The organism is Candidatus Avelusimicrobium sp., assembly GCF_051874775.1.
GTDB lineage: Bacteria > Elusimicrobiota > Elusimicrobia > Elusimicrobiales > Elusimicrobiaceae > Avelusimicrobium.
In genome coordinates, this window is the sequence record NZ_JBJEGE010000008.1 from 98,194 (window position 1) to 120,413 (window position 22,220).

General features: G+C 47.4%; 18 protein-coding genes and 3 tRNA genes. 10 read left to right on the forward strand and 11 right to left on the reverse strand.

Features of this window, described 5'->3' with window-relative positions; genetic code table 11:
- Positions 1-5: 5 nt before the first annotated feature.
- The 7 genes from topA (at position 6) to ACI351_RS01450 (ending at position 8,816) form a co-directional block, all read left to right on the forward strand.
- Positions 6-2,291, forward strand: a complete 2,286-nt coding sequence (gene topA / locus ACI351_RS01420; protein WP_439733475.1) for a type I DNA topoisomerase — start codon at positions 6-8, stop codon at positions 2,289-2,291.
- Positions 2,292-2,306: 15 nt separating this feature from the next.
- Entirely contained in the window at positions 2,307-3,197 is an 891-nt protein-coding gene (xerA, locus tag ACI351_RS01425; RefSeq protein WP_439733476.1) for a site-specific tyrosine recombinase/integron integrase, read from the forward strand.
- The gene (locus tag ACI351_RS01430) at positions 3,194-4,171 is read left to right on the forward strand and encodes an ROK family protein (protein WP_439733477.1); all 978 of its coding nucleotides are present in this window, start codon (positions 3,194-3,196) and stop codon (positions 4,169-4,171) included. Before xerA ends, ACI351_RS01430 begins: the two co-directional genes overlap by 4 nt.
- The gene (gene lptC / locus ACI351_RS01435; RefSeq protein WP_439733478.1) at positions 4,162-6,357 is read left to right on the forward strand and encodes an LPS export ABC transporter periplasmic protein LptC; all 2,196 of its coding nucleotides are present in this window, start codon (positions 4,162-4,164) and stop codon (positions 6,355-6,357) included. Before ACI351_RS01430 ends, lptC begins: the two co-directional genes overlap by 10 nt.
- Positions 6,358-6,374: 17 nt before the next feature.
- Positions 6,375-6,944, forward strand: a complete 570-nt coding sequence (locus ACI351_RS01440; protein ID WP_439733479.1) for a thymidine kinase — start codon at positions 6,375-6,377, stop codon at positions 6,942-6,944.
- A gap of 62 nt (positions 6,945-7,006) precedes the next feature.
- On the forward strand, positions 7,007-7,825 hold the full coding sequence (locus ACI351_RS01445; protein ID WP_439733480.1) for an RDD family protein: 819 nt from the start codon (positions 7,007-7,009) through the stop codon (positions 7,823-7,825).
- Positions 7,826-7,937: 112 nt separating this feature from the next.
- Positions 7,938-8,816 (forward strand): RDD family protein, encoded by an 879-nt coding sequence (locus ACI351_RS01450; protein ID WP_439733481.1) that lies wholly within the window; start codon positions 7,938-7,940, stop codon positions 8,814-8,816.
- 52 nt (positions 8,817-8,868) lie between these two features.
- Here the strand turns inward: ACI351_RS01450 and ACI351_RS01455 are convergent, their stop codons facing one another.
- The 5 genes from ACI351_RS01455 to ACI351_RS01475 form a co-directional block, all read right to left on the reverse strand.
- Positions 8,869-9,480 (reverse strand): type IV pilin protein, encoded by a 612-nt coding sequence (locus ACI351_RS01455; protein WP_439733482.1) that lies wholly within the window; start codon positions 9,478-9,480, stop codon positions 8,869-8,871.
- Between the two features lie 581 nt (positions 9,481-10,061).
- Positions 10,062-11,357 (reverse strand): hypothetical protein, encoded by a 1,296-nt coding sequence (locus ACI351_RS01460; RefSeq protein ID WP_439733483.1) that lies wholly within the window; start codon positions 11,355-11,357, stop codon positions 10,062-10,064.
- 34 nt (positions 11,358-11,391) lie between these two features.
- Complete coding sequence (locus tag ACI351_RS01465) at positions 11,392-12,084, reverse strand: tetratricopeptide repeat protein (protein ID WP_439733484.1); 693 nt, start codon at positions 12,082-12,084, stop codon at positions 11,392-11,394.
- A 28-nt stretch (positions 12,085-12,112) separates the two neighbouring features.
- Positions 12,113-12,622 (reverse strand): OmpA family protein, encoded by a 510-nt coding sequence (locus ACI351_RS01470; RefSeq protein ID WP_439733485.1) that lies wholly within the window; start codon positions 12,620-12,622, stop codon positions 12,113-12,115.
- A gap of 184 nt (positions 12,623-12,806) precedes the next feature.
- Positions 12,807-14,105, reverse strand: coding sequence for a cation:proton antiporter domain-containing protein (locus tag ACI351_RS01475; protein WP_439733486.1), 1,299 nt, complete (start codon positions 14,103-14,105; stop codon positions 12,807-12,809).
- A gap of 60 nt (positions 14,106-14,165) precedes the next feature.
- Between ACI351_RS01475 and ACI351_RS01480 the strand changes: the two genes are divergently transcribed.
- Complete coding sequence (locus ACI351_RS01480; RefSeq protein ID WP_439733487.1) at positions 14,166-15,095, forward strand: GGDEF domain-containing response regulator; 930 nt, start codon at positions 14,166-14,168, stop codon at positions 15,093-15,095.
- A gap of 66 nt (positions 15,096-15,161) precedes the next feature.
- Here ACI351_RS01480 and ACI351_RS01485 read toward each other — a convergent pair whose 3' ends face one another.
- The 3 genes from ACI351_RS01485 to ACI351_RS01495 form a co-directional block, all read right to left on the reverse strand.
- Positions 15,162-16,892 carry an ABC transporter substrate-binding protein gene (locus ACI351_RS01485; RefSeq protein WP_439733488.1) on the reverse strand — a complete coding sequence of 577 codons (1,731 nt, stop codon included), beginning with the start codon at positions 16,890-16,892 and terminating at the stop codon, positions 15,162-15,164.
- A complete protein-coding gene (locus ACI351_RS01490) occupies positions 16,889-17,851 on the reverse strand; it encodes a C39 family peptidase (RefSeq protein ID WP_439733489.1) in 963 nt (320 codons plus the stop codon). Before ACI351_RS01490 ends, ACI351_RS01485 begins: the two co-directional genes overlap by 4 nt.
- Before the next feature lie 7 nt (positions 17,852-17,858).
- Positions 17,859-17,931: transfer RNA gene (locus tag ACI351_RS01495), tRNA-Pro, on the reverse strand.
- A 329-nt stretch (positions 17,932-18,260) separates the two neighbouring features.
- On the opposite strand from ACI351_RS01495, the gene ACI351_RS01500 reads away from it, so the two are divergent.
- Positions 18,261-18,704, forward strand: a complete 444-nt coding sequence (locus ACI351_RS01500; RefSeq protein WP_439733490.1) for a hypothetical protein — start codon at positions 18,261-18,263, stop codon at positions 18,702-18,704.
- Positions 18,705-18,761: 57 nt separating this feature from the next.
- On the opposite strand, the gene ACI351_RS01505 is transcribed toward ACI351_RS01500, so the two are convergent.
- Together ACI351_RS01505 and ACI351_RS01510 are read right to left on the reverse strand one after the other, a co-directional pair.
- Positions 18,762-20,747: a hypothetical protein gene (locus ACI351_RS01505; RefSeq protein WP_439733491.1), complete on the reverse strand. Its 1,986-nt coding sequence runs from the start codon at positions 20,745-20,747 to the stop codon at positions 18,762-18,764.
- Between the two features lie 389 nt (positions 20,748-21,136).
- A tRNA-Ile gene (locus tag ACI351_RS01510) sits at positions 21,137-21,210 on the reverse strand.
- Between the two features lie 97 nt (positions 21,211-21,307).
- Here ACI351_RS01510 and ACI351_RS01515 point away from each other — a divergent pair.
- Positions 21,308-21,381, forward strand: a tRNA-Gln gene (locus tag ACI351_RS01515).
- Positions 21,382-21,525: 144 nt separating this feature from the next.
- Here ACI351_RS01515 and ACI351_RS01520 read toward each other — a convergent pair.
- On the reverse strand, positions 21,526-22,137 hold the full coding sequence (locus ACI351_RS01520; protein ID WP_439733492.1) for an ankyrin repeat domain-containing protein: 612 nt from the start codon (positions 22,135-22,137) through the stop codon (positions 21,526-21,528).
- Between the last annotated feature and the right edge of the window lie 83 nt (positions 22,138-22,220).

Genomic DNA, 22,220 nt, shown 5'->3' on the forward strand with positions numbered 1-22,220 from the left:
GAATTATGGCAACACCCAACGTAAAAGGCAAAAAATTGGTAATTGTGGAGTCTCCCACCAAGCAGAAAACAATTAGCAAAATTTTAGGCAACGACTTCATTGTACGCAGCTCCTTCGGCCACGTGCGCGATTTGCCCTCCAAAGATATCGGCGTCGATATCGAACACGATTTTAAACCCACCTACGTACCCGTGGACCGCGCCAAACGCTTAATCGCGGAACTGACCGCCGCCGCCAAAAACGCCAGCGAAATTTATCTTGCCACCGACCCTGACCGCGAAGGTGAAGCCATCGCGTGGCACTTGGTGGAATTGTTAAAACTGCCAAAAGAACGGTACCAGCGCATTTTCTTCCACGAAATTACGCCTACTGCCATTAAGGAATCTTTTGAACACGCCCGCAAAATTGATGATAACCTCGTCAACGCCCAGCAGGCAAGGCGTATTTTAGACCGCATTGTGGGGTATAAATTATCCCCCCTCTTGTGGCGCAAAATTACGTCCGGCCTGTCCGCCGGACGCGTACAGTCCGTAGCGGTGCGCCTTCTTGCAGAACGGGCCAAAGAAATCGCTGCGTTTAAAGAACAGGAATACTGGACAATCAGCGCACAATTTGAAAAACCGCAAACCGCTCCCAAATTTTGGGCACGCGTCACCAAATGGCAGGGTAAAAATGTGGAACAAACCACTACGCACCATTTATTTGCGGAAGATTACAAAGTAAAAACCACGGTCTTTGACAAGCCCGAAAAGCTGGCCCCGCTTTCGGATATTTTACGTAAAGGGCCCAACACCGTTATTAAAGTGGAAAAGAAAGAGGTCAAACAGAAACCCAAACCGCCGTTTATCACCAGCTCTATGCAGCAGGACGCATATAACAAATTGGGTTTCGCCTCCCAAAAAACAATGATGACGGCCCAACATCTCTACGAAGGTATTGAAATCGCCGGACAGACCGTCGGTTTGATTACGTATATGCGTACGGACTCGTTTAACGTATCCAAACTCTTGCAGGAACAGACCAAAAAATTCATCGGCGAAAAATACGGTCCGCAGTTTGTTCCCGCCAAACAGCCCGTTTACAAAAGCAAAGTAATGGGTGCGCAGGAAGCCCACGAGGCTATCCATCCCACCGACGTACGCCGCACCCCGCAGCATATGAAACCTTACCTGACGGCCGATCAGTACAAACTGTACGAACTTATCTGGCTGCGCTTTGTAGCCAGCCAAATGGCCGACGCAGTCTTTAATACCGTGGCGATTGACATCGCCGCCGGAGAGAATAAGGAATGTCAACTGCGCGCCAGCGGACGCACGGTCAAATTTGCGGGGTACTTATCCATTTATAAAGATCAGGACGACGAAGAGGATAATAATAAAGAGGACGGAAGCGCACTGCTGCCAGTCCTCACGGAAGGGGATACACTGACGCTACTAGAGCTTAACACTAAAGCGCATAAAACGACTCCCCCACCATGCTATAACGAGGCGAGCCTGATCAAAACACTTGAAAAACACGGTATCGGCCGCCCGTCCACTTACGCACCTACCATTAAAACGATTTTGGATCGCAAATACATTGCCCGCCAACCTAAAACCAGTAAACTGGTGGCAACGGATTTGGGCATCACGGTTACGGACAGTTTAAAGGATTTCTTTAAAGAAATTATGGACTTGTCCTACACCGCAGGCGTAGAAGAACAGCTTGACCAAGTGGCCGAAGGCGCCCAGCAATGGGTGGCACTTTTAAGCGGCTTCTACGGTAATTTTAAACGCGAACTGGACGAAGCCGACAAAGGTATGCAGCGCCCCGCCGCTAAAGAAACGGATGAAAAATGCCCCATCTGCGGCAAAATGATGCTTAAGAAAAGAAGCCGCTTCGGCGAATACCTTGTCTGCAGTGATTCCACGTGCAAGGGAAAAGTCAACTTAACGAGTTCCGGCGAAAAAGTACAGCCCGAACAAACCAGCGAACGCTGCGACAAGTGTGGTTCGCCAATGGTCATCCGTATGGGACGGCGAGGTAAGTTTTTGGCGTGCTCGGCTTATCCCAAATGCAAAAATACATTTTCGATTGACGCGCAAGGCAACAAAGTAGCCTCCGCGGGCCCCATCGTTACGGACCGCAATTGCGAAAAATGCGGCAAGCCGATGGTACTGCGCAACTCTAAACGCGGCGAATTTTTAGGCTGTTCCGGTTATCCCAAATGCAAAACGATTGTAACCGTCACGCCGGAAGAAATCGCCCAATTTAAAGAAGCGCACGCGGCCAAACAAGCGGCGGAAAAATAGTTCCGGAGGTCCTGCGTGAAAGACTGGGTGGAAGCATTTTTATTACATTTGCAAAACAAAAATTTTTCGCCCTATACCGTTAAAGCATATCGGGAAAATTTAACGGAGTTTTTGCATTTTGCAAAAACCCGCAGGCAGGAAGATTTGCGCTTTTTTACCCCGGCCAATATCCGTTCTTTTTTGGCCGGAGCGCAAACGGAAAAGCACGTTTCACGCAATACGGTTTTACGTAAAATCGCCGCGCTTCGCAGTTTTGCGGCGTATTTGTTGGAGCAGGGCAAACTGGTCAGCAACCCGTTCAAACTGCTGCCCGCGCCCAAACGCGAGAAAATTTTGCCTAAATTTTTGACCGTACCGGAAACGGACCGCCTGCTGGAAGCGGCCGCGCACAGCAAAAATTTCGCCCCGCGCGACAAAGCGCTTTTTGAACTGATGTACTCAAGCGGCCTGCGCCGCAGCGAAGTGACCGGGCTTAAAGTAAAAGATGTAGATTTTTTTAACGGCGTAGTCAAAGTACTCGGAAAAGGGAACAAAGAGCGCCTCGTGCCGGTAACGGACGCCGCGCTCGCCGCACTGAAAGATTATCTGGCCTGCCGCCCTATAGCCAAACCGCAGGATGCGCTGTTTTTAAACGCGCACGGCAAACCGCTGACGGGCGATGGCCTTGCGTATATTTTTAAAAATACGGCCATTTCTGCCCATTTGGCCCGCAAAGTGACGCCCCACAGCTTGCGCCATTCGTTTGCCACACATCTTTTAAACAACGGCTGCGACTTGAGGAGTTTACAGGAAATGCTGGGGCACCAAAGCTTGGCGGCGACGCAAGTATATACACACGTGTCGCTGGAAAAATTGAAAAGCGTGTACCATCACGCACATCCCAAAAGCAAGGAGCAAGATTTATGATCGGCATCGGAGTAGATATTGGAGGAACTTTTGTAAAACTGTTTGTAATGAACGAACACGGAGAAATCTTCCGCAAAGAAAAAATGGAAACCGATTATTCCCGCGGAGCCAAAGGGTTTATCGCCCAGATCGGGGATTTTATTAATGCCATCCAACAGGAATTTCCGGACCAGCGCGTTGCCGTGGCCGTCGGCGCCCCCGGGGACGTAGACAACCAGCGCGGCATCCTGCGCTACAATCCCAATTTAAAATTTAAAGACGTGGAAGATTGGCCGCTTGCCGAAATGATTAAAAAGCATACAGGCGTTATACCCTGCATCGCCAACGATGCCACGCTTGCGGCGTGGGGAGTATATGAAGCAGACTTAAAACGGCAGGGAACAAACATTTTGGTAATTACGCTTGGAACGGGTGTGGGCGGAGGACTTATCATCAACAAAGAACTCTATCAAGGCTCCAATGGTACTGCGGGAGAAATCGGACACACAAAAATAGCCGATATCGCTACAGGCCCGCTGTGCGGCTGTGGTGCGCGCGGATGTTTGGAATCGTTCGTGGGTACCATTGGCATCAAACGCCGTGTAATGGATGCTGTTTTCGATGATCCCTCCTCCGAACTGGCAAAACTGGTCAACGCGGAAAAAGATTTTAAAGTGGAACTCGTTTCCCGTGCGGCGGAAAGAGGCTGTAAGTCCGCCTTAAAAGTGTGGGAAGATACCGGCTATTATTTGGGTATCGGCATTGCTAATTTTACGCTTGTATTGGATATGGACACCGTCGTTCTGACAGGCGGCGTATCCGGCGCAGCCAAATTTTTTATGCCCGCTTTAAAACGTGTTCTTGAACACCAACAAATTCAAACGCCGTTTAAGCGGCTGAAAATTCTAGTTTCCCAAAACCCCAATATCGGAGGAGTTGGCGCAGCTATGTACGCCATTTATCACGCACAGAAAGACCATACCCTATGCAAGTAAACCCGCTGAAACTTTTATGTGCACTCCTTTTCGCCGCCGTGCCCGCCTGCGCTGCGGACAATACGCTGCCGCCGCCGGACGGAGACGGTTTTGTTTATTTTACATCTGACCAAGCTACTCTGGAACCAAATGATAAAAAAATCAACCTAACGGGAAATGTAACCCTCATCCAAAAAACGCCCGACGGAAAAAAACGCACCGTTACCGGCGAAAATATCACGTTCGATCAACCCAACACCACCATCACCTCCGTAGGCCCCATTACCGTAGAGGATGGACAGGGCGGCATACTGCACGGAGAAAATGTCTCCGTTAATTACACGACACAAGACTTTACCGCCGACAATTTAACTACCGAATATCCGCCAATCCGCATTGTTGGCGCCAAACAAATTTCGTCTAAAGACGGCAAACAAATTGTGCGCGGAGCCGAAGTAACCTGCTGCAATAAGCCGGACCCGCACTATACCGTTTCCGTAGGCAAATTAAGCGTGTCTCCGCAAAAGCGCGTATTCGGTACCAATGCCGTATTTAAGTTGGACGGAGTGCCCGTCTTGTGGCTGCCGGTATTTTGGCGGTCGCTTGAGTCCCAAAAACCGTGGACGACCTACGTGGAATTTACTCAAAGCGACAAAGTCGGATTCGGCGTTTTAACAACAACGCTTTTTCAGCCCGTTCTCAATCTGCGCCCTAAAATTATGCTGGACTACTATACAAAATCCGGCGTGGGCCTTGGCGGCGGACTGACTGCCGTGGAATCCCCCACTCTACGCGGTTCAGGCGAATTTTTGTATATTGACGACCAAGCCGACCATACCGAAATCGACTTAAACAGCTCCAAACGCTGGGGGGTTCAGGGTGGATACTGGTGGGAGATGTATGACTCCTCGGATCATTTCAATAACCCAAACGGCGCCTTATATCAATTTCAAACGCAATTTCGCAAAGTGTCGGACCCGTATTTTAACGATACCTTTTTCCGCAGCAACCCGTATATCTTTATGCCGGACCAAGAAACAAATTTCTCGCTCTCCCGCCAAACGCGCCGATCCACGCTCCGCGTGAACTATCAGGAAAAAGATATCTTTGCGTGGGATAAGCAGGAATTTTTGGCCGAAAAACGCACGCTGCCGGAAATCAATTTTATGCTGTTGCCGTTTAACGACCCCATTTTCAAAACGGCCAACCGGTTGGAAATAGATTTCAACAACACCTCTACCCTGCAATACAAAAACGGTATTCCCAATGAAGAAGGCCCTTACCAACGCCAAGCTCACGCCCGCTGGACAACGGAAAAATCGTTTCGCCTGATGCGCGGACTGGCGTTCGCCCCCAGCGTATTTTATGACCAAACCGTCACGTTTACCGACACACAGTACGACAATAAAGACGCGTGGGTCGCGCGCATCGGCACCGATTTAAATCTGCAAACCCGCACAGCACTGGGCACGTTTGATTTCGGTTACCAGTTTACCAAACGCCTTTCTACAGGAACATTAGCGTCGGACCAACTTTCCCCCGACAAAGGTATTGAACGCAACCACCTGTATTTCAACAACTACTACCGCCCAACGTTTAACACCTATGTACGGTTTGGCTCGGGTTTTAACCTCTCCGATTACACGTACGACTTAACCGACGGCTACGGACGAGAAATCAGCTGGAATCATTTAAAAGAACGCATAGAACCGCTGCTGTTGGAATGGGGGTATAATTCACCCGACGGAAAAATAAATTTGTTTTTGCAGGACCAGTACGACTTAGAAAAGAAAAACGTCAGTTTTATTGCGCAGTCTAACTTTATGATAAAGAACCATCTGATCGGTTTTGGATTTAATAATTTTTCCGATTATACGGACCCGGGCTCTTTATATGAAACCAATGCGGACCGATATACCGCCACCACTACGTGGGGAATCCGGCCGGAAGGCGGAAAATGGACGGCCGATTTCGGGATAGATGCCGTATTCTTTCGCGGGAGTACGGTAGGATTTAACAAATTGCTGCGCGTGGGATATACGTTTCACGACGCACGTGTAGATTTAACCCTGCGAGACCGCAACCACAACTTGTCGTTTGCGTTCCGTATCAACATTATTTGCGGGAAAGATCCCCTCAAACAAGCCCAGCTCCAAGAAGACGCCTATTGGTATCCTTGGCGCGCGGAGGGCGATTTAAGAGATTAAAAACAGGAAGTAAAACTATGGCAAATCCATTAATGTACCATAAACAAGGCTGGATTGAAGTGATTTGCGGATGTATGTTCTCAGGCAAAACCGAGGAACTCATCCGCCGCGTGCGCACCGCGCTCATCGCCAAACAAAAAGTGCAGCTGTTTAATTCCAAAATAGATACGCGCTACGGAATCGACAGCATCATCAGCCACAACCAAAACAAGGTGGCTGCTACGTGCGTTAAAAATTCGGCGGAAATTTTACCGCTTATCGAAAAAAATACGCAAGTCATCGCTATTGACGAAATCAACTTTTTCGACAAAGGCATCGTAGATGTATGCGACAAACTGGCCCAAATGGGCAAACGCGTTATCGTCGCCGGACTGGATACCGACTACCGCGCAGAACCGTTTGAAGTAACCGCCGCGCTGCTGGCCAAAGCGGAATACGTGACCAAGAACTTGGCTGTCTGCACCAAGTGCGGCAATCCGGCCAGTTTTACCCAGCGCATCAGCAAAGAGAAAGAACGCATTGTAGTAGGAACAACAGACGCCTATCAGGCCCGTTGCCGCCGCTGCTATAAAAAACCGCGCAAATAGTCCGTTTTAAGCTGTACGAATGCTATATACGTTCAACGAGCAAACAATATAAAAGGAAATTTATGAATAAAACTCCATACATTGGATTTTGCAAACGCGCTATCGCGTTTATTATCGACAGTATTCTCGCTTCTCTTCCCCCCGCCGTCATCTGCCTGCCGCTGATTCTGTGGCAAGTTTCCAAAATTACACAAACGGAAGGGACCGAACCGGCCCTCGGGCATATTGCTGCCGTGGGAGGAATTTACATTCTATGGCAAATTTTGGGGCTTGTTTGTTTTTGGCTTTATTTTGCGTGGTTGGAAAGCGGCCCCGAACAAGCCACTTTCGGCAAACGAATAATGGGCATTAAAGTAGTGGATTACAAAGGAGAACGCCTCGGCTTCGGACGCGCGACGGGCCGCACGTTTGCGAAACTGCTGTCGTACACCCTGATGTATATCGGATTTATTATGGCGGGTATGACCAACCGCAAGCGCGCCCTGCACGATTACATTGCGCAGACTTATGTCGTGCGTAAAGACTTTCAAACAGGCGACGATCTGCCCGATACGCCTGCCCACCCCGTTTGTTTGGGTATCGCCTCCACCTTGCTCGTATTGGGAATGGCCGCGATAATTTTATTCTCTATCGCAAATGCCGCCCCCGCCATTACGGCCAATACGGCGGCGCAGCGGCTCCAAGCCTTTGCCGCAGAACCCCAGTTACTGCGGGAACCGGCGGAACTTAACGGCGTTTCCTATTTGCGCACGCGCGAAGGGTTTGAAGCGCGTTTTGAAGCGAACGGAGACGAGTACCGCTTAGTGCTTACGCGAGCGGGCGAGGCCGTCTGCTGCGACGGATTTGCCTGCGAAAACACTCCCTTTGAAGAGTGCTATTAACCGGCAGACGCGTTTTAAATGTGCTCTCCGCACCCGCGAGGGGGGCGCATTTTTCTTGCCAATACCGTACTAAAAAAGTATACTGGAAAATAAACTTTTACAGGAGAATACTATGTCCCGCATTTATCCGTACGCCGGTTTTTGGCGCAGAGCAGTGGCCTTGTTAGTTGATTCCTTGATTATCGGAATCATTTCGTCCATCTTGTATATCACCGTTTTGGGAACGCAGGTCTTTAAACTCATCGTCCAAAACCCTCAGACGTCGGATCCGAAGAACATTCTTTCCATAATGGGATCGATGATTTTGTTTCAGATATTAGCTTTTATCTTTTTTTGGCTCTATTTTGCCCTGCAGGAAAGCAGTAAATCGCAAGCCACGCTAGGTAAACGGGTAATGGGGCTTAAAGTCGTCGGGGCTGACGGCGGACGCATCAGCTTCGGACGCGCGACAGGCCGTACCTTGGGAAAGTTGGTATCTAATATGACGCTCTATTTCGGCTACTATATGGCCGGATTTACAAAAAAACGCCAGGCGCTGCACGATCTTATGGCCGATACGTTTGTAGTGCAGCATGCGTTTCAAACCGGCGATGAAAAGCCCGCTCTCAATTTTAGCACGGGCGGCCTCATCGCTTCCATTTTGGCGGCAATCCTGCCCGTCGTATTCATTGCCCTAATGATGCTTGTCGGCATAGTAGCGGCATTTAAGGAAACGGAGAATATCAACGTAGATAATATGAATTCAATCTTAGTACGAAGCAAAGCCGTCAGCGCACAAGCCAATTTATTTTTACTGGCTATCGATGAAGATAAAGAGGTGCCGTCTTCCGACGAAAACGGGATTTCTTATTCTAAAACGGTCAACGGTTACCAAGCGGTATTTTCGGACGACGCTGGCAACCGCTTTGTACTGCGTGAGAAAAAAGGCGAGTACGACGCCTGCTGTGCCGAAGGGAATTGCGAACTGATTCAAATAGACCCGTGCAAATAAAATTTACTTGCCGACATAAACGCCCGAAACAATAAAGTTTCGGGCGTTTGTATTACCACAACGCATAAACATTACACGGCTTCCCCCCGCCCATATTGCACCTCTCTCCTTTGTAGAGAAGCGTTCCCATACTTTGGCAGACGCTGTCGGCATCTTTTGTCACCGCATAACAGCGCGCCGTTTCGTCAGAGGACCCTGCGCTCGTATCATAATAATAGGTAAACCCAATGACCTGTTGAATTCCCCCGTAGGAAAAACTGCCGTATAACTTATAATCCAATCCACGCGGCGTTTTTAACCCTACGAGCAAATTATCATCCACAACCTGATGTTCCGTCCCATTTAAAGAAATATCTAATTTTTCAAACGAATCGGCGTACTCCCCGTTTTCCAAATAATACACGTCCTGCGCATTTTTAAGCTGGCGCGCCACCAACTGCACCTCCGCCGCGCGGGATTTCAAAACGGCTTTTTGGTATTGCGGAAGTGCAACCGACGCTAAAATACCGATGATTAAAACAACTACCAATAATTCAATCAACGTAAAACCTTTCGCTTTATCGTCATCCCGGACGCGGCTCCGTGCTCCAGTCTGTTTATTAAACCTTGTTTCCCCCTGATATGGATGCTGAAACGAGTTCAGCATGACGGCTTTTTTATACATGGAATATCTCCTATATTATGGTTTGGCGGATTACTTATTATTATTGCGTCATCCCGTAATGTCCTTATACGGGATCTCGCCGTTATGAAACGACAGATTCCGGATTACCACCCTCCGGAATGACCTAAAGGGTGTTTCCGCAATAACGCCACAAAAGCAAACCCCGAACCATTAAAAGTCATCATGAGTCGTTTCTGCCCGGGATCTACCAATTTTGACGAAATAAACCCCAATCGGGAGATCCCGCACAGAAATCCTCGGAATAACCTCATGTTATCAAAAAAAAAAAACGGGTCAAGGCCCTGAGGCCGCCCCCCTTTCCCGATCGCGTCCATAAAAAACAGTCATTGCGCAGCGTATTTATACGGGATCTCGCCGTTATGAATTAGGGCATCCTGTCTCTGGCGGCCCGCAGCATGCGGCCGCGCAGCGTGCCGGAATAACGGCAACAGTTGGTTCCTGAAACCAGTTCAAAAAACAATACAATCCCTTGCGGCCGGATCTCCCGCTAATCCGCAAACACACCAAAACGCCCCGTTAGAAAACGGGGCGTTTCAAAAGGACAAGCTAAAATACCGTGGTTAAAAACTCCAATGCGGCGTAAAAGAGTCGCCTTTCAAGTCCGCCAACAAGTGCGGCGCACTGCCGTCCATATCCATTAAATACAGCTGGCGTTTGCCGTTGCGCGTAGTGGTGAATGCAATAAAGCGGCCGTCGGGGGACCAAGTCGGGTCCTCGTTGGAACCGGCGTCCGTCGTCAGACGGCGGATTTGTGTTCCCGTCAAATCTACCAAGAAAATATCCATTGGGTGGTACGGCGATTCGCGGCCAGAAAATACAATCCACTCTCCGGTAGGAGACCACTGCGGGCTGTCCGACCAGTTGAAGTTTTTTGTCAGCGGGCGGGTGTTGCCAGTAGCAAGCTCCATCACATAAATTTGCGGGTTGCCCGCACGGTTAGAAACGAACGTAATATATTTTCCGTCAGGCGAATAAGACGGGGAACCGTCCACCGATGCTTTATTGGTAATACGCGTTTTGGCGTGCGTTTCCAAATTGTAGATGTAAATACTGGGATTGGAACCGCCGGAGCTCGTAAACGCCAGAGCTTTACCGTCCGGCGATACGCCGCCGATAAGCGATAACCCGCCTCGGATAATAATCGGCGCGATTTTTCCGCCGCGTAAATCAATGGCGAAAATATCCGGATTTTTATATTTGTACGTAGTGTAGAAAATCCGCCCGTCCTTGGACCAGCGTGGCAAAATCGCAATGCTTTTATCGTTAGTCAGTTTCTGTAAATTGGCGCCGTCATAATCCACCACGTAAATTTCTTTGTGGCGGGTGGAATTGTTAGAGAATGCGATTTTCGTATCCGCAATGCCGCGTTTGCCCGTCAGTGCGGAAACAATTTGGTCCGATGCAATATGCGAAAGCCGGCGCAGACTGCTTTGCGTACCTTTAAACGCCTTGGCAAATACAGGTTGGCGGGTGGAAATATCGTACACATACAGCTTAATGGTGTAATATGGATCAGCATAGCTGATATCCCCAGCCAACAGATAACTGGCGCGCGCGCGGGCCCAGCCCGTCAGCGTTTCGCTGAGTTTTTTAACATTAAAATCGGGACCGTCCTCGGACACGTCAAAATAACGCGCAAAAAGCAAATCTCCGCGCATTACGTCGCGCACCTCTACAGCGGCGTCTTGCGCTTTATCCCCCGAAAAATTAAAAGGCGGCATTCCAATGGTGGGGAGACGTTTGTCCCCCACAGAAGTAATACCGATATAAACATCGGTCTGCGGCGCGCAAAACGCTGAAAAGGCCGTCAAACACAACACGCTTAAAAGGCTAAAACAAGAGAGAATTTTTTTCATAAGAATAAAACCACCCACGCGCACGGCCATAAAATTATTTCAGTTTGGCAAGCTCGGCCTTGGCCAATTTGGCTTCGGGCGAGGAGGCAAATTCCTGCACCACGGAGTTAAGATAGCGTTTAGCTTCGTCAGTCTTGCCCAACGGCACAATGCTGCGGGCGTATTTCAGACGGGCGGCAGCTGTTTGTTTGCTCTGCGGAAATTTTTGAAGCACCGTCGCATAAGCTACGGCAGCCTGCTTGGATTGACCAGCCCCTGCGTAAGCGTCGCCCATATACATATAGGCGGTTTCCGCGTTCTCGCTGTCTGGATATTTGGAAATATAGAGTTTAAACCCCATAGCGGCGGAATCAAAAGCGCCTTTATCTAAATGCGTTTTGGCTTCGGCAAATAAATCCGAAGGAAGCACGGCAGTGGACTTTTCCGGAGCGGAAGTTCCAACCGCAGCGCCGGATTGAAGAGAAGCGGTCAAATCATCAAGTTTAGCGGAAAGTTTTACAATCTGCGCGTCTACTTGAGATAAATTCTCACCGGAAACGGACAGATTACGGTTTAACTCATCCATCGTACCGGCCAGCTCCGCTTGGTTGGCCTGCATCTGGGCAATGGTAGCGTTAAGTTCCTGAAGCTGCAGTTTAAGCGTACTTATATCGCGTTCGCTGGCAATGCAGCCGGACAGCAAAAAGCCCGAACCGGCCATTAAAATAAGTTTAATAATGTTTTTCATTTCGGTTCGGGCTCCTTGCCAAAACAAATTAGTTTACTTTAAGAAGCGTATCTGCTCTGCGGTTTTGCGCCCAGCAGGACTGAGAAGCTTCGTAGCAAACCGGTTTTTCTTCCCCGTAAGAAACGGTGGTAATGTTTTTGGCCGGAATGCCCAAACGCACGTAATATGCTTTCACTTCATCGGCGCGTTTCTGGCCTAAAGCGATGTTGTAGGCAATGGTTCCTCTGTCGTCGCAGTTCCCTTCAACGGTAACGGTGTAGTTGGCCATAGAAGCGGCGGATTTAATAGCCTGCGCGTTGGCTTCTACAATTTTGCGGGCATCAGAAGACAAAGTATATTTGTCGAGCGCAAAATGCACTACGCCCAAAGCCACTTCCTGAGCGGGCACTTCGGCCACGACTTCTGTTTCTTCAAGCACCATTTCGGTTCCGGTGCCGGCGGTAAGGTCCGCATTGGCGTCATCTTTTACATTCTTTTTACAGGCGGTCAAGCCGGCAGCCAAAGCGAAAACCAAAACAACTTTCAGTAAGTTTTTCATTTGTTTCTCCGTTTTATATTTTATACTTCTATACATAAATCATAGCAGACTTTGACCCCCTCGGTCAACGGAGAACACCCCCCGTCCGCCATATTTATGCGTATTTTTATTTAAGCTTTTTTAGAACTTACGGGCAACGTAAATTTTAGATTAGAAAATCTCCCCGGCAAAACTGAGGGGTTTTTTAAACTTGCGGCGGATTCTCTGCGGGAGCTTCCGTTTGCGCGGGCGGTGGTAGCGATGCGGCAGGCGTTTGCACTTTATGCCGTTTAAACATTGCTTTTCCAAGCCATTTAAGGCCGCCTTTTTCTATTCTAAAAGACATCAAATTCGACAACAACACGCTAAAGAAAATCACTGCATAAATCACATCCTGAATGACGGATCCTTCCTCCGGCAGTTGAGAAGCTATTATGGACGCCAACACTGCACTCACGAGTCCGTTGGGACACATCGCCAAGATGACGGAGGTATCCTCCCGACTGATATTTTTAGATACGCAGTAGTTTACCACAGGCGCGCGGAACAACAATTTAAAAAACGATACCGCAAACCCGATGGCCAGCAAATCCACCCGCCCGATACGCATACAAATGCCCATATATACAAAAAACAACGTTTTTAAAATAAATTCTATCTCATCAAAAAACGCTTTTTCGCCGTGGTTTAAAGACAGCAGGTGGCTGAAATCAAATTTTGTCAGCCACAGACGGCGGATCAGCCGCGTATTTCCCGCCATCACCCCAAACGCCAACGTAGCAATCGCCCCGTCTGCACCAATCAGCCCGCTAACGCTATAAACAAGCAGCACAAATGCAAACGTCAGCGAAACGGCGTTTTCCAAACGGCGCACCCGATTTAGAATTCCCATCCAAAACACGCCCGCCGCCGCCGCAAACAAGATACCAAGCCCGAAAGATTTTATTACCTTCCACGAAATTTCGGACGCGGAAACCTGTCCGCCGTGCGACGATACGCTTAACAACGCAAGCGCCAGTACAATGGAGTATACCCCCGTCAAATTGGCTTCCAGAAACAAAATGGTTTTGGCGGTTTTGGATACCTGCAGTTTGGAAAGCATCGGTGTAATAACAGCGGTAGAATTATCCGCCACGATCGCGCCGATGATAAACGCGTAGAGCTGCGGGATATGCAGCATCCGCTGGGTAATAAAAGCCGTCGTCAACGTAATGACCGCAAAGCACACAGTAGTCAGCAACATTCCCTGCCCTACTGCCCCGCGTAAAGATAAAATACGAAAATCCACACCGCTTTTAAATAGAACTACGATAAGAGCCACTGTCGTAAAAATCTGCCCCGCGCCGCCAAAATCATCTGCGGAGGCCCAGCCGAACACAGGGCCAAGCAAAATTCCCAACACCATCAGCGGCAGTACATCCGGCAGACGTGTTTTCTCAAACAAAGAAGAAAACACCTGCCCCAAAAAAAGCAAAACGCCGATAAATAAAATAGTATATGTCATTAGTGTATTATACGAAAAACATCTCTTGCACGAAACCGCAATATTTAATTAAATATCCATATGGAACACAACGCAAAAATCTTACTGGCCGACGACTCCCACGCTATCCGTTTTTTAGTGTCCGAAATTCTAACCGACGCCGGATTTACCGTCATACAGGCCGAAAATGGACAAGAAGCCATTGACAAAACATATAAAGAAAACCCCGATTTACTTATCTTAGATTACGAAATGCCCCAAAAAACAGGGTTTGAAGTAGTTAAAGAGGTCCGCAGCCGCACCGGATATTTACATACGCCCATTATTATTTTCACCGCAGTAACGGACAAATCCACCAAGTTAGAAGGGCTGGGATTGGATATTGACGATTATCTTACCAAACCGGCCGACGAGGACGAAATCGTCGCACGCGTAAAACTGCTTTTAAAGCGCAGCAAACAAAAAATGGATTGCAACCCGCTTACGCGCCTCTCCGGAAACCCGTCTATTCAAGCGCGTGTAGAGGCGGAAATTGCCTCCGGCAGTCCTTTTGCCGTATTATATTGCGATTTAAACAATTTTAAATCCTTTAACGACCATTACGGTTTTGAAGCCGGCGACCGCGTACTGAAAACGGAAGCGGACATCATTACCCGCGCCGCGGCCAAACACGCAGGTACGTTTGTGGGACATATCGGCGGGGATGATTTTATCGTGGTCTGCCCGTTTGAAGCGGCAGAAGATATTGCGCGGGAAATTACGGAGCAAACTGACAAGGTATCCCCCTCTTTTTATAACGAAGAGGACCGAGTCAAAGGTTTTATGACGGCTATTAACCGCAAAGGCGAAGCAGAAAATTTCAAGTTTCTGTCCATCGGTATCGGTATTGTGCACAACACGAAACGCCCGTTGACATCGTTTGCGATGGTCAGCAATATTGGCAGCGAACTGAAATGTCTGGCCAAGCAGCATCCGAACGGCAGTTTTTACGTAATAGATCGACGGAGCTAAAAAATAAAGAGGAGCAGAAAACTTGCTGCTCCTCTTACACAAACCGCAAGTTAAGTACAGCTGTTATTATTCTTTATAAATGGGATAGTAGTAAATGCCCATATACACAGGATTGTCTACAAACCCCTTCACATTTGACCGTACAGCCCACAGACCCGTGGGGTGAACAGTGTAGATTTGCATCGCATCATCGTGAATTAGGTTATGTACTTGTTTGTAAAGCGCATTGCGCTTTTTAGCGTCCGTTTCCGCCACAGCGCGCTCAATGAGTTTATCGGCTTGCGGATTGGAATACCCCTGTGAAAGCGCATACCGCCCCTGACTGTGTGCAAACGGGAAATAGAAATTATGCGCATCAGCATAATCCGCCACCCAGCCGCGCGCCCATACAGGCATTTGGCGGCGGGCCGTTTTTTCCAAGAATGCAGGCCACGTTACCCCGCGCAAATCAATCTGAAACTTGGGATTCAAACGCTCCACGTTACGTTTTAAAATTTCACTCGCAATTTGGCGCATTTCTCCGCTCGTATTATACGTAATCGTAAATTTAAATCCCTTTTCCCATACTTGCCCGCCCCACGCTTTTTTAAAGTATTCTTCGGATTTTTTTAAGTCAAATTCGTAGCGTTTAAAATCTTTGTCGTATTTAACCAGTCCGGCGGGAGCGGGGCCAAATGAAGCTTCACCGCGGCCTTCCATCGATTCGCGCAAAAATGCGTCATAATCAAAAGCATAAACAAATGCTTGGCGTAAATCGCGGTCAGCAAAAAAGTCAGAAGGAATACCATTTCCATCTAATTTGCCGGATCCTACGTCCGGATTGGCATCCATATTAATATCCAGTGTAAAGAAAATCACCGGATCGGTACGCAGGCGCGGCAGATTGTCATACAACGTAATATCCGGATTCCCTTTGAGCTGGGAAACAAACTTGGGTGACAATTCTGCAATATCCGCATCGCCCGATTCCAACCTTAACCGCAACGTACTGGCTTCGTCCACCGTCTTTAGATGAATGGTTTTAATTTTCGGGGCACCCGCAAAATAGTTTTCATTGGCAGCCAGCGTAACGGACTTGCCCGCAATATCCCAACGGGCCAGTTTAAACGGTCCTGTGCCATTTGTTTGCGCAAACAACGGGGAATTTTCTTTGGAGAAATTGTTGAATTGTTTCCACGTTTCTTCCGTTCCGTCCCACGCGCCTTGCCCGACAGCCCAGTTTTTGCTCATTACATACCCCCACCGCGCCACAATAGACAAAAACGGTGCAAAAGGACGCTTGAGCCTAATAACGACATTATTTCCCTCTACGCGCACCGCATCGGCCGCGTCTTTAAAATTTACAACGATATTCCCTTTATCATCACGCGTGGAAGAAACCCCCAAAACTGGTTCCAATAAAAGGCTTGAGGGGCCTCCCGCAACATCGGACAACAAAAAACGCAAGAGTGAATAGCGCACGTCCTCAGGCGTCAGTTCCGTGCCGTCGTGAAATTTAACTCCTTGGCGAATCGGGAATGTATATGTACGGCCGTCTGCGGAAATCAAACCGTTTTCTTTAGAAGGAACCTCAAGCGACAGCGACGGCTCCAACTCGGTAAGCGAACTGCTCTTAAATTTTAACAATGTATCGTAAATGTTGATCAACAGTCCGTGCGTAACACCGTCATAAGAATACACAGGATCCATCGACTCCATCTCGCTTTTATGCACCACAACAAGTGTGTCTTTTTGTGTACCTTGAGAACACGCGCCCAAGATACAAACTAAAAGTAAATATAACAATATTTTTTTCATTTTTTCCTCACAATATACGCGACCCCTTTTTTGTTTAAAAGCCAAGCATCAGCAAATTGGCGGGCATCATAGGCCCGCAGAACGGTTTCTTTAGTGGCGGCGGCAGGATCGGCCACCAGCACCTTTCGTTTTTCCCAGCCGCGCACCAGCACTAAATGACCCGCGGTGGATTCCATTGGCGCACCGTCCAACTGACCTCTGCCATACGAAATGCTGGCCACCGCAAACGACTCCGGCGTTACAAAATCTTTCAGCTCTTCCAACGAGGAAAACCGCCGCACAAAAGATTGTACTCCGCGCATACCCGCCGCGGCCGTATTAAACGTCCAATTCCCGTAGACGGCGGCGGACTGGTCAAATACATCCTGCAGAAAGGAACCCAAACGCGTTTGACACCCCAGCGCGTTTAACGCCATAGACACGGAAACGGGGCTGCAAATACGTCTTTTGTCGGGATGTTTTTGTTCCATTTGCGAAACAGGTTCTACCGCCGCGCAGAAGGTTCCGGACGGCAGACGCGACGCGGATTTCACGTCATACGCAAAAGGCGCCCGTACTCCACACGCCCACAACCCGTTAAGCGAGACTTCTCCCGACGACTTCAATCGGAACCGGTACGCTTCGGCAGGCGCAGACAGACAAAGCTCATCTGTTTCTACACGGCCAAATGTGTCCTCCTGTGGAGGAAAGCTCCTTTTAAACTGTGCGGACAAAAGCCCCAATTTATAAAATCCGCTCCATTCACCGCCGCGATAAACCTGTGCCTCCAACAACAGGCAGGCCTCGTTGTCCGCTGACATATTGCCGGACAGCACCAGTGACGAAAACGGAAAAGCGGGACGGACGGGGAAAGAGACGTTAGTTTTAATCCCATCCGTGACAGCGGTCCGCTCCACATCGGACGGCGTATGGGAAAGGTTAAATGCGTTTTGGCGAAAAGAAGAAAGCGGTTTCATCATAAAAAAATCGGGGCATCCGGACTTGAACCGGAAACCTCCCGCTCCCAAAGCGGGCGCTCTACCACTTGAGCCATGCCCCGAACATTTATATTGTACCAATTTTACGGATTTTACCAAAAAAGAAATTTTCCACCGTTGTTTTTATACTCATTAGAGATGCAGCATAATGAAAAAGCAAAAGCCCGCACTTTATGTGCGGGCTCAAAATCTGCGCCCACCAAGCGGTGTTCTACCGACGATGGAGTGTCCAAAATAGTGCCCTATTTCTTTATGGTTCTCTGTCGCTAACTTTGCGAAATTTTGCGTAAGTTTTTGACAGTTGCCCTAGTTCAACTTTTATTAGCGCAGTTACCCGCGAATACAATGTGCTATAATACCGGAAAGGAAGAAAAATTTAAGGAGAAGAAAAATGAAAAAATTTATCTTATCATTTCTTATAATCGGATTGTTTACCGGTTTGTGTGTGGCAAAGGGAAAAACCAAAAGCAACATGACCAAAAACCCCCAATCCGGCAGTTATAAAATTAAAACACAATCTAACACCATACTCTATGGCAAAGACGGGCATAAAAAAAGTGTTACGCGGGAAACTTCCTCCGGCACAACCGTTACTACTAAGTATGACAAAACAGGTAAAAAAACAAAAACAGTAGTAAAAAATCCCAACGGAACGGCAAAAGTATATAACAAAGACGGGAAATTAACAGAAAAGAAACAAGTTACGACTTACACGCCTAAACACGATAAAAAAGGCAAAGAAACAAAAACGGTGGTAAAAAATTCCACCACCACGACCAAAGTGTATAACAAACAGGGCGAATTAATCAAAAAGAAAGAGGTTACTGCTCATTGAAGCAGCAACCCCTTTCTATATATTGTTCCTTAATTTATTGGGAAGGTTGTTAAAGTGCTATTTACCAGCTGCGGATGGGGGAAAAGTTACCTTAAATTGCACGGAAACATCCTTTTCTTCTTCTAATTTAGAATCGTTGCATCTCTTATAAAATGCTTCAATACCCACCTTTCTGCCTAGCAGTTTGGCATCTGCATATCCTTCCAGTTCCGCTTGCATTTCTTTACAATCCATCTGCTGTAATTTATGCAAATCTCTGGAGGAAAAAGTGGCAATATGTTCTTCCAGGTTAGAACCCTCTTTAACTTGCCGAACTAAATGTCGCCAATCCTTTTTGTGCGGATACCATACCAACCAATCTTCTTCTCCTGTAAACTGGAAAGTATAAGGAGGGGTAAAGTTTTGCGAAATACTATTAAGTCTTTCTTGTAACTGTTCCCGTTTCACTGATTCTTCTTTGTTATAACTGCCTTCTATTTTCCCTCCGACAGCCACACCGGCCGTTTTTTGCTCTCCATGCACAGCCCCCTGTAAAGCAAGCGTGCTGTCATTTTGTTGCCCCTTGGAAAGGAACACTACATTTCCGGCCAAACATTGTTTAGCCCCTATCTTGTCCATCACTTCGCAAAATTCCCTTATTTGCTCCGTCAACAATCTCCATTCGTAACCACTTTCTAATAAAATATATTCTTTTGTATACGGATGGGCAATATATACTTCGCCCACGCTGGGCTGCCCAGAGGAAAACGAAATATTTTTCGGTAATTCGTGAATGTTTACGGGAATAATTGTGGCATTAGCGTTCAAAAAGGGAATAGCATCTGCCAACACAATGAGCTTGCGTTCATTATAGGGCAGTTCAAAGAAATGTTCCACAAATTCCTTTTCGGCTTTTTTCTTGTATTCTTGGCGGATTGTTTCATCATATTTCACCGCCAATTCACGTGCCATAGCGTATTCTTTTAATTCAAGTGCTAAATCAATAAGCGGGTAAACCGTTTCACTTTTTACAGGCGTAATTTTAAGCAAAGAAATAGCTTTTTTTAATTCTTCCGCCGCGTCTTTTCTATATTCTTCTTTCTTGTGTTCATCCTTCGCGTTTTGGTATTTGTCATAATCAGTTAAACTTAAAGCATGATAACATTGCCAATTGCGTTTATCACAATTTTTTTCTAAGAATGCTTCTCGTTTGTTTTTAGGTGTGTTTTGGAAGTCCTTCCAAAATGTGTCTTGCAAGGACGGATTGGACGCATACGCCATTCTACGGAAGGATTGGTATATTCTTTCCCCCATGTAAGAAATGTCCTCATCTGTAAAAGGCTCCCAGTTCTCTTTTAAATCGTTTAAAGAAATGTGATTATTGTTCCCTAAATAAATATGTCCGTCACTATACGTACTATCCCAAAATTGCTCAAGGGCAATAGGCGCTTTTTCATATCTATATAACTTCTTATTCGTAATGACTGCGGCTGTATCTGTGAGCCACCAGCCCGGCTCATTGGATACATATAATATGTCTTCATCCAAAGCAATAGTGGGAACAAATTTTTTGCGCACTTTTTCTATTACTTGTTCGTTAAGGTCCTCTAATACTAATCCGTCTGTACACAAGCTCAATCTGGTAGTTTCTTTTTCTACAGGAGATAAGTTCGTTTGATCAATACAAGAATCAAAGGGGGCAAAAAAAAGATTTACTAATTGTTCTGGATCATTACTCAATGTTTGGAGACCTGTTTCTTGCAATCTTTTATGGAGGGAAGGAATTTCCTGTTGTATCGTTTCGTCCCATCGGTCTATTTTTTCCTCAACTTCTTTCTCGTTTCCGTCTATTATTGCCAGCTTTAAGTCATTAATCATGGCTTGTATCGAACTGCGCTCGTTATCCGTCATTTCTACACTAAACAATGCTTGTTCCCACACTTCAACTAGCGCGAGGGGCATCTTCTTTTCCGCGCAGTTGCGAATTTTCGCTTTGTTTCCCTCCGCACTATATCCCGATATCCCAACTAATAAACATAAACAAATTAAGATTATTTTTTTCATAAGTAGATTCTCCAAATGTTATCCATATCGCTATTATAACAAAAGAATCCTCAGGTGTGTCCAAAAAATAAACAGCTGGGCTCTGTGAGCAGGTAGCGCAAGTCCTGGACGCAAGCAAAGCAGTTTGCTTGCTTGGGCATAAAAATTTAACCCTGCCGTAAAGGCAGGGTAAATTTTACTGCGCCCACCAGTTGCAAACTTGGTCACAAGTCGGCTCGTTGACCCTCGCCGCTCGCGACCCCGCCTCGCCATCCTCGCCTTTCGTTCACGCCATGCGTAAACTCAAACTCGGATAAGGCTCCGGCTTTCAAGTCCTGGACGCAAGCAAAGCAGTTTGCTTGCTTGGGCATAAAAATTTAACCCTGCCGTAAAGGCAGGGTAAATTTTACTGCGCCCACCAGGACTTGAACCTGGAACCCACCGATTATGAGTCGGTTGCTCTAACCGATTGAGCTATAGGCGCTAAATCTTTTTTTATTATAACAAAATTAATGCACTGTGTGGAATGAAAAAGAAAAAGTTTTCCTTTTAAAAAAAATGTGCTAAAATATTTATGTTAATCCGGGATGGTGTAATGGTAACACGGATGCCTCTGGAGCATTAATTCTAGGTTCGAGTCCTAGTCCCGGAACCAGATTTTAAACCGCCTTTTTTAGGGCGGTTTTTTATTCTAGGAAGCAAAATAACTGCGTAGTCTGCGGCTAAGATGAGAAAGCCGGAGCCTGTATTACGGTTTTGCGGGAGGACAGCATAAAACCCCAGTGAGCCGGAAGATTGTTTATTTCCCTGCCGGCCTTAAAATCGACACAACCAACATCGCCTGCCGGTAATCGGTTTTTTCCCGCTCGGAAAGTTTTTCGTTCCCGTCCAAGAGATCGGCCGCCGTTACTCCGCCCGCCGTTTTAATATCCGGATCCGCACCTGCACGCAGCAGCATTTTAAGGACTGCAGCAGTATTATTCTGTGCGGCTAGCGTGAGAGCCGTTTCTCCCTGTGCGTTTGCCACATTGACGTATGCCCCGCCGGAGATTAATTCTTCCGTTACCGCCGCAGACGGATTATATTTGGCTGCCCGCATTAAAGCCGTGCAGCCTTGTTTGTCTGCCAAATTCACGTCTGCTCCAGCCGCCAGCAACTGCTGTACGGCTTTGGCATTTTGCGCATAACGCGCGGCATAAAATAGGGCAGTACGTCCGGTTTTATCGCGTGTGTTGAGATCAGCGGCACGTTTGATAAGTTTATGCGTCACTTTCAAATCTGCGCGTTCCTCTAAAGAGCGCATCAAAAGAGTGGCCCCGCGCTCATCTATATCCCGTCCGTGGTAACGGTAAAACACCCCTGCGCCGACCACAACCAAAGCAATCAAAACTAGAACAGTATATTTTTTCATATTACTTTATTGTATCATTCTTATCCGCGCCCGCAAACGCCGTAATTTGGTAAAATACTTTTAATACTAATATTGAGGTTTTA

Excerpts from the sequence above, each read along its gene's own strand:
- ACI351_RS01450 (WP_439733481.1), top strand. The coding sequence starts at position 7,938 with ATGTCCCGCATTTATCCGTACGCCGGTTTTTGGCGCAGAGCAGTGGCC.
- ACI351_RS01465 (WP_439733484.1), bottom strand. The coding sequence starts at position 12,084 with ATGAAAAACATTATTAAACTTATTTTAATGGCCGGTTCGGGCTTTTTG.
- ACI351_RS01475 (WP_439733486.1), bottom strand. The coding sequence starts at position 14,105 with ATGACATATACTATTTTATTTATCGGCGTTTTGCTTTTTTTGGGGCAG.
- ACI351_RS01445 (WP_439733480.1), top strand. The coding sequence starts at position 7,007 with ATGAATAAAACTCCATACATTGGATTTTGCAAACGCGCTATCGCGTTT.
- ACI351_RS01500 (WP_439733490.1), top strand. The coding sequence starts at position 18,261 with ATGAAAAAATTTATCTTATCATTTCTTATAATCGGATTGTTTACCGGT.
- lptC (WP_439733478.1), top strand. The coding sequence starts at position 4,162 with ATGCAAGTAAACCCGCTGAAACTTTTATGTGCACTCCTTTTCGCCGCC.
- ACI351_RS01480 (WP_439733487.1), top strand. The coding sequence starts at position 14,166 with ATGGAACACAACGCAAAAATCTTACTGGCCGACGACTCCCACGCTATC.
- ACI351_RS01470 (WP_439733485.1), bottom strand. The coding sequence starts at position 12,622 with ATGAAAAACTTACTGAAAGTTGTTTTGGTTTTCGCTTTGGCTGCCGGC.
- ACI351_RS01460 (WP_439733483.1), bottom strand. The coding sequence starts at position 11,357 with ATGAAAAAAATTCTCTCTTGTTTTAGCCTTTTAAGCGTGTTGTGTTTG.
- ACI351_RS01440 (WP_439733479.1), top strand. The coding sequence starts at position 6,375 with ATGGCAAATCCATTAATGTACCATAAACAAGGCTGGATTGAAGTGATT.
- ACI351_RS01505 (WP_439733491.1), bottom strand. The coding sequence starts at position 20,747 with ATGAAAAAAATAATCTTAATTTGTTTATGTTTATTAGTTGGGATATCG.
- ACI351_RS01490 (WP_439733489.1), bottom strand. The coding sequence starts at position 17,851 with ATGATGAAACCGCTTTCTTCTTTTCGCCAAAACGCATTTAACCTTTCC.
- topA (WP_439733475.1), top strand. The coding sequence starts at position 6 with ATGGCAACACCCAACGTAAAAGGCAAAAAATTGGTAATTGTGGAGTCT.
- ACI351_RS01520 (WP_439733492.1), bottom strand. The coding sequence starts at position 22,137 with ATGAAAAAATATACTGTTCTAGTTTTGATTGCTTTGGTTGTGGTCGGC.
- ACI351_RS01485 (WP_439733488.1), bottom strand. The coding sequence starts at position 16,892 with ATGAAAAAAATATTGTTATATTTACTTTTAGTTTGTATCTTGGGCGCG.
- ACI351_RS01455 (WP_439733482.1), bottom strand. The coding sequence starts at position 9,480 with ATGTATAAAAAAGCCGTCATGCTGAACTCGTTTCAGCATCCATATCAG.
- ACI351_RS01430 (WP_439733477.1), top strand. The coding sequence starts at position 3,194 with ATGATCGGCATCGGAGTAGATATTGGAGGAACTTTTGTAAAACTGTTT.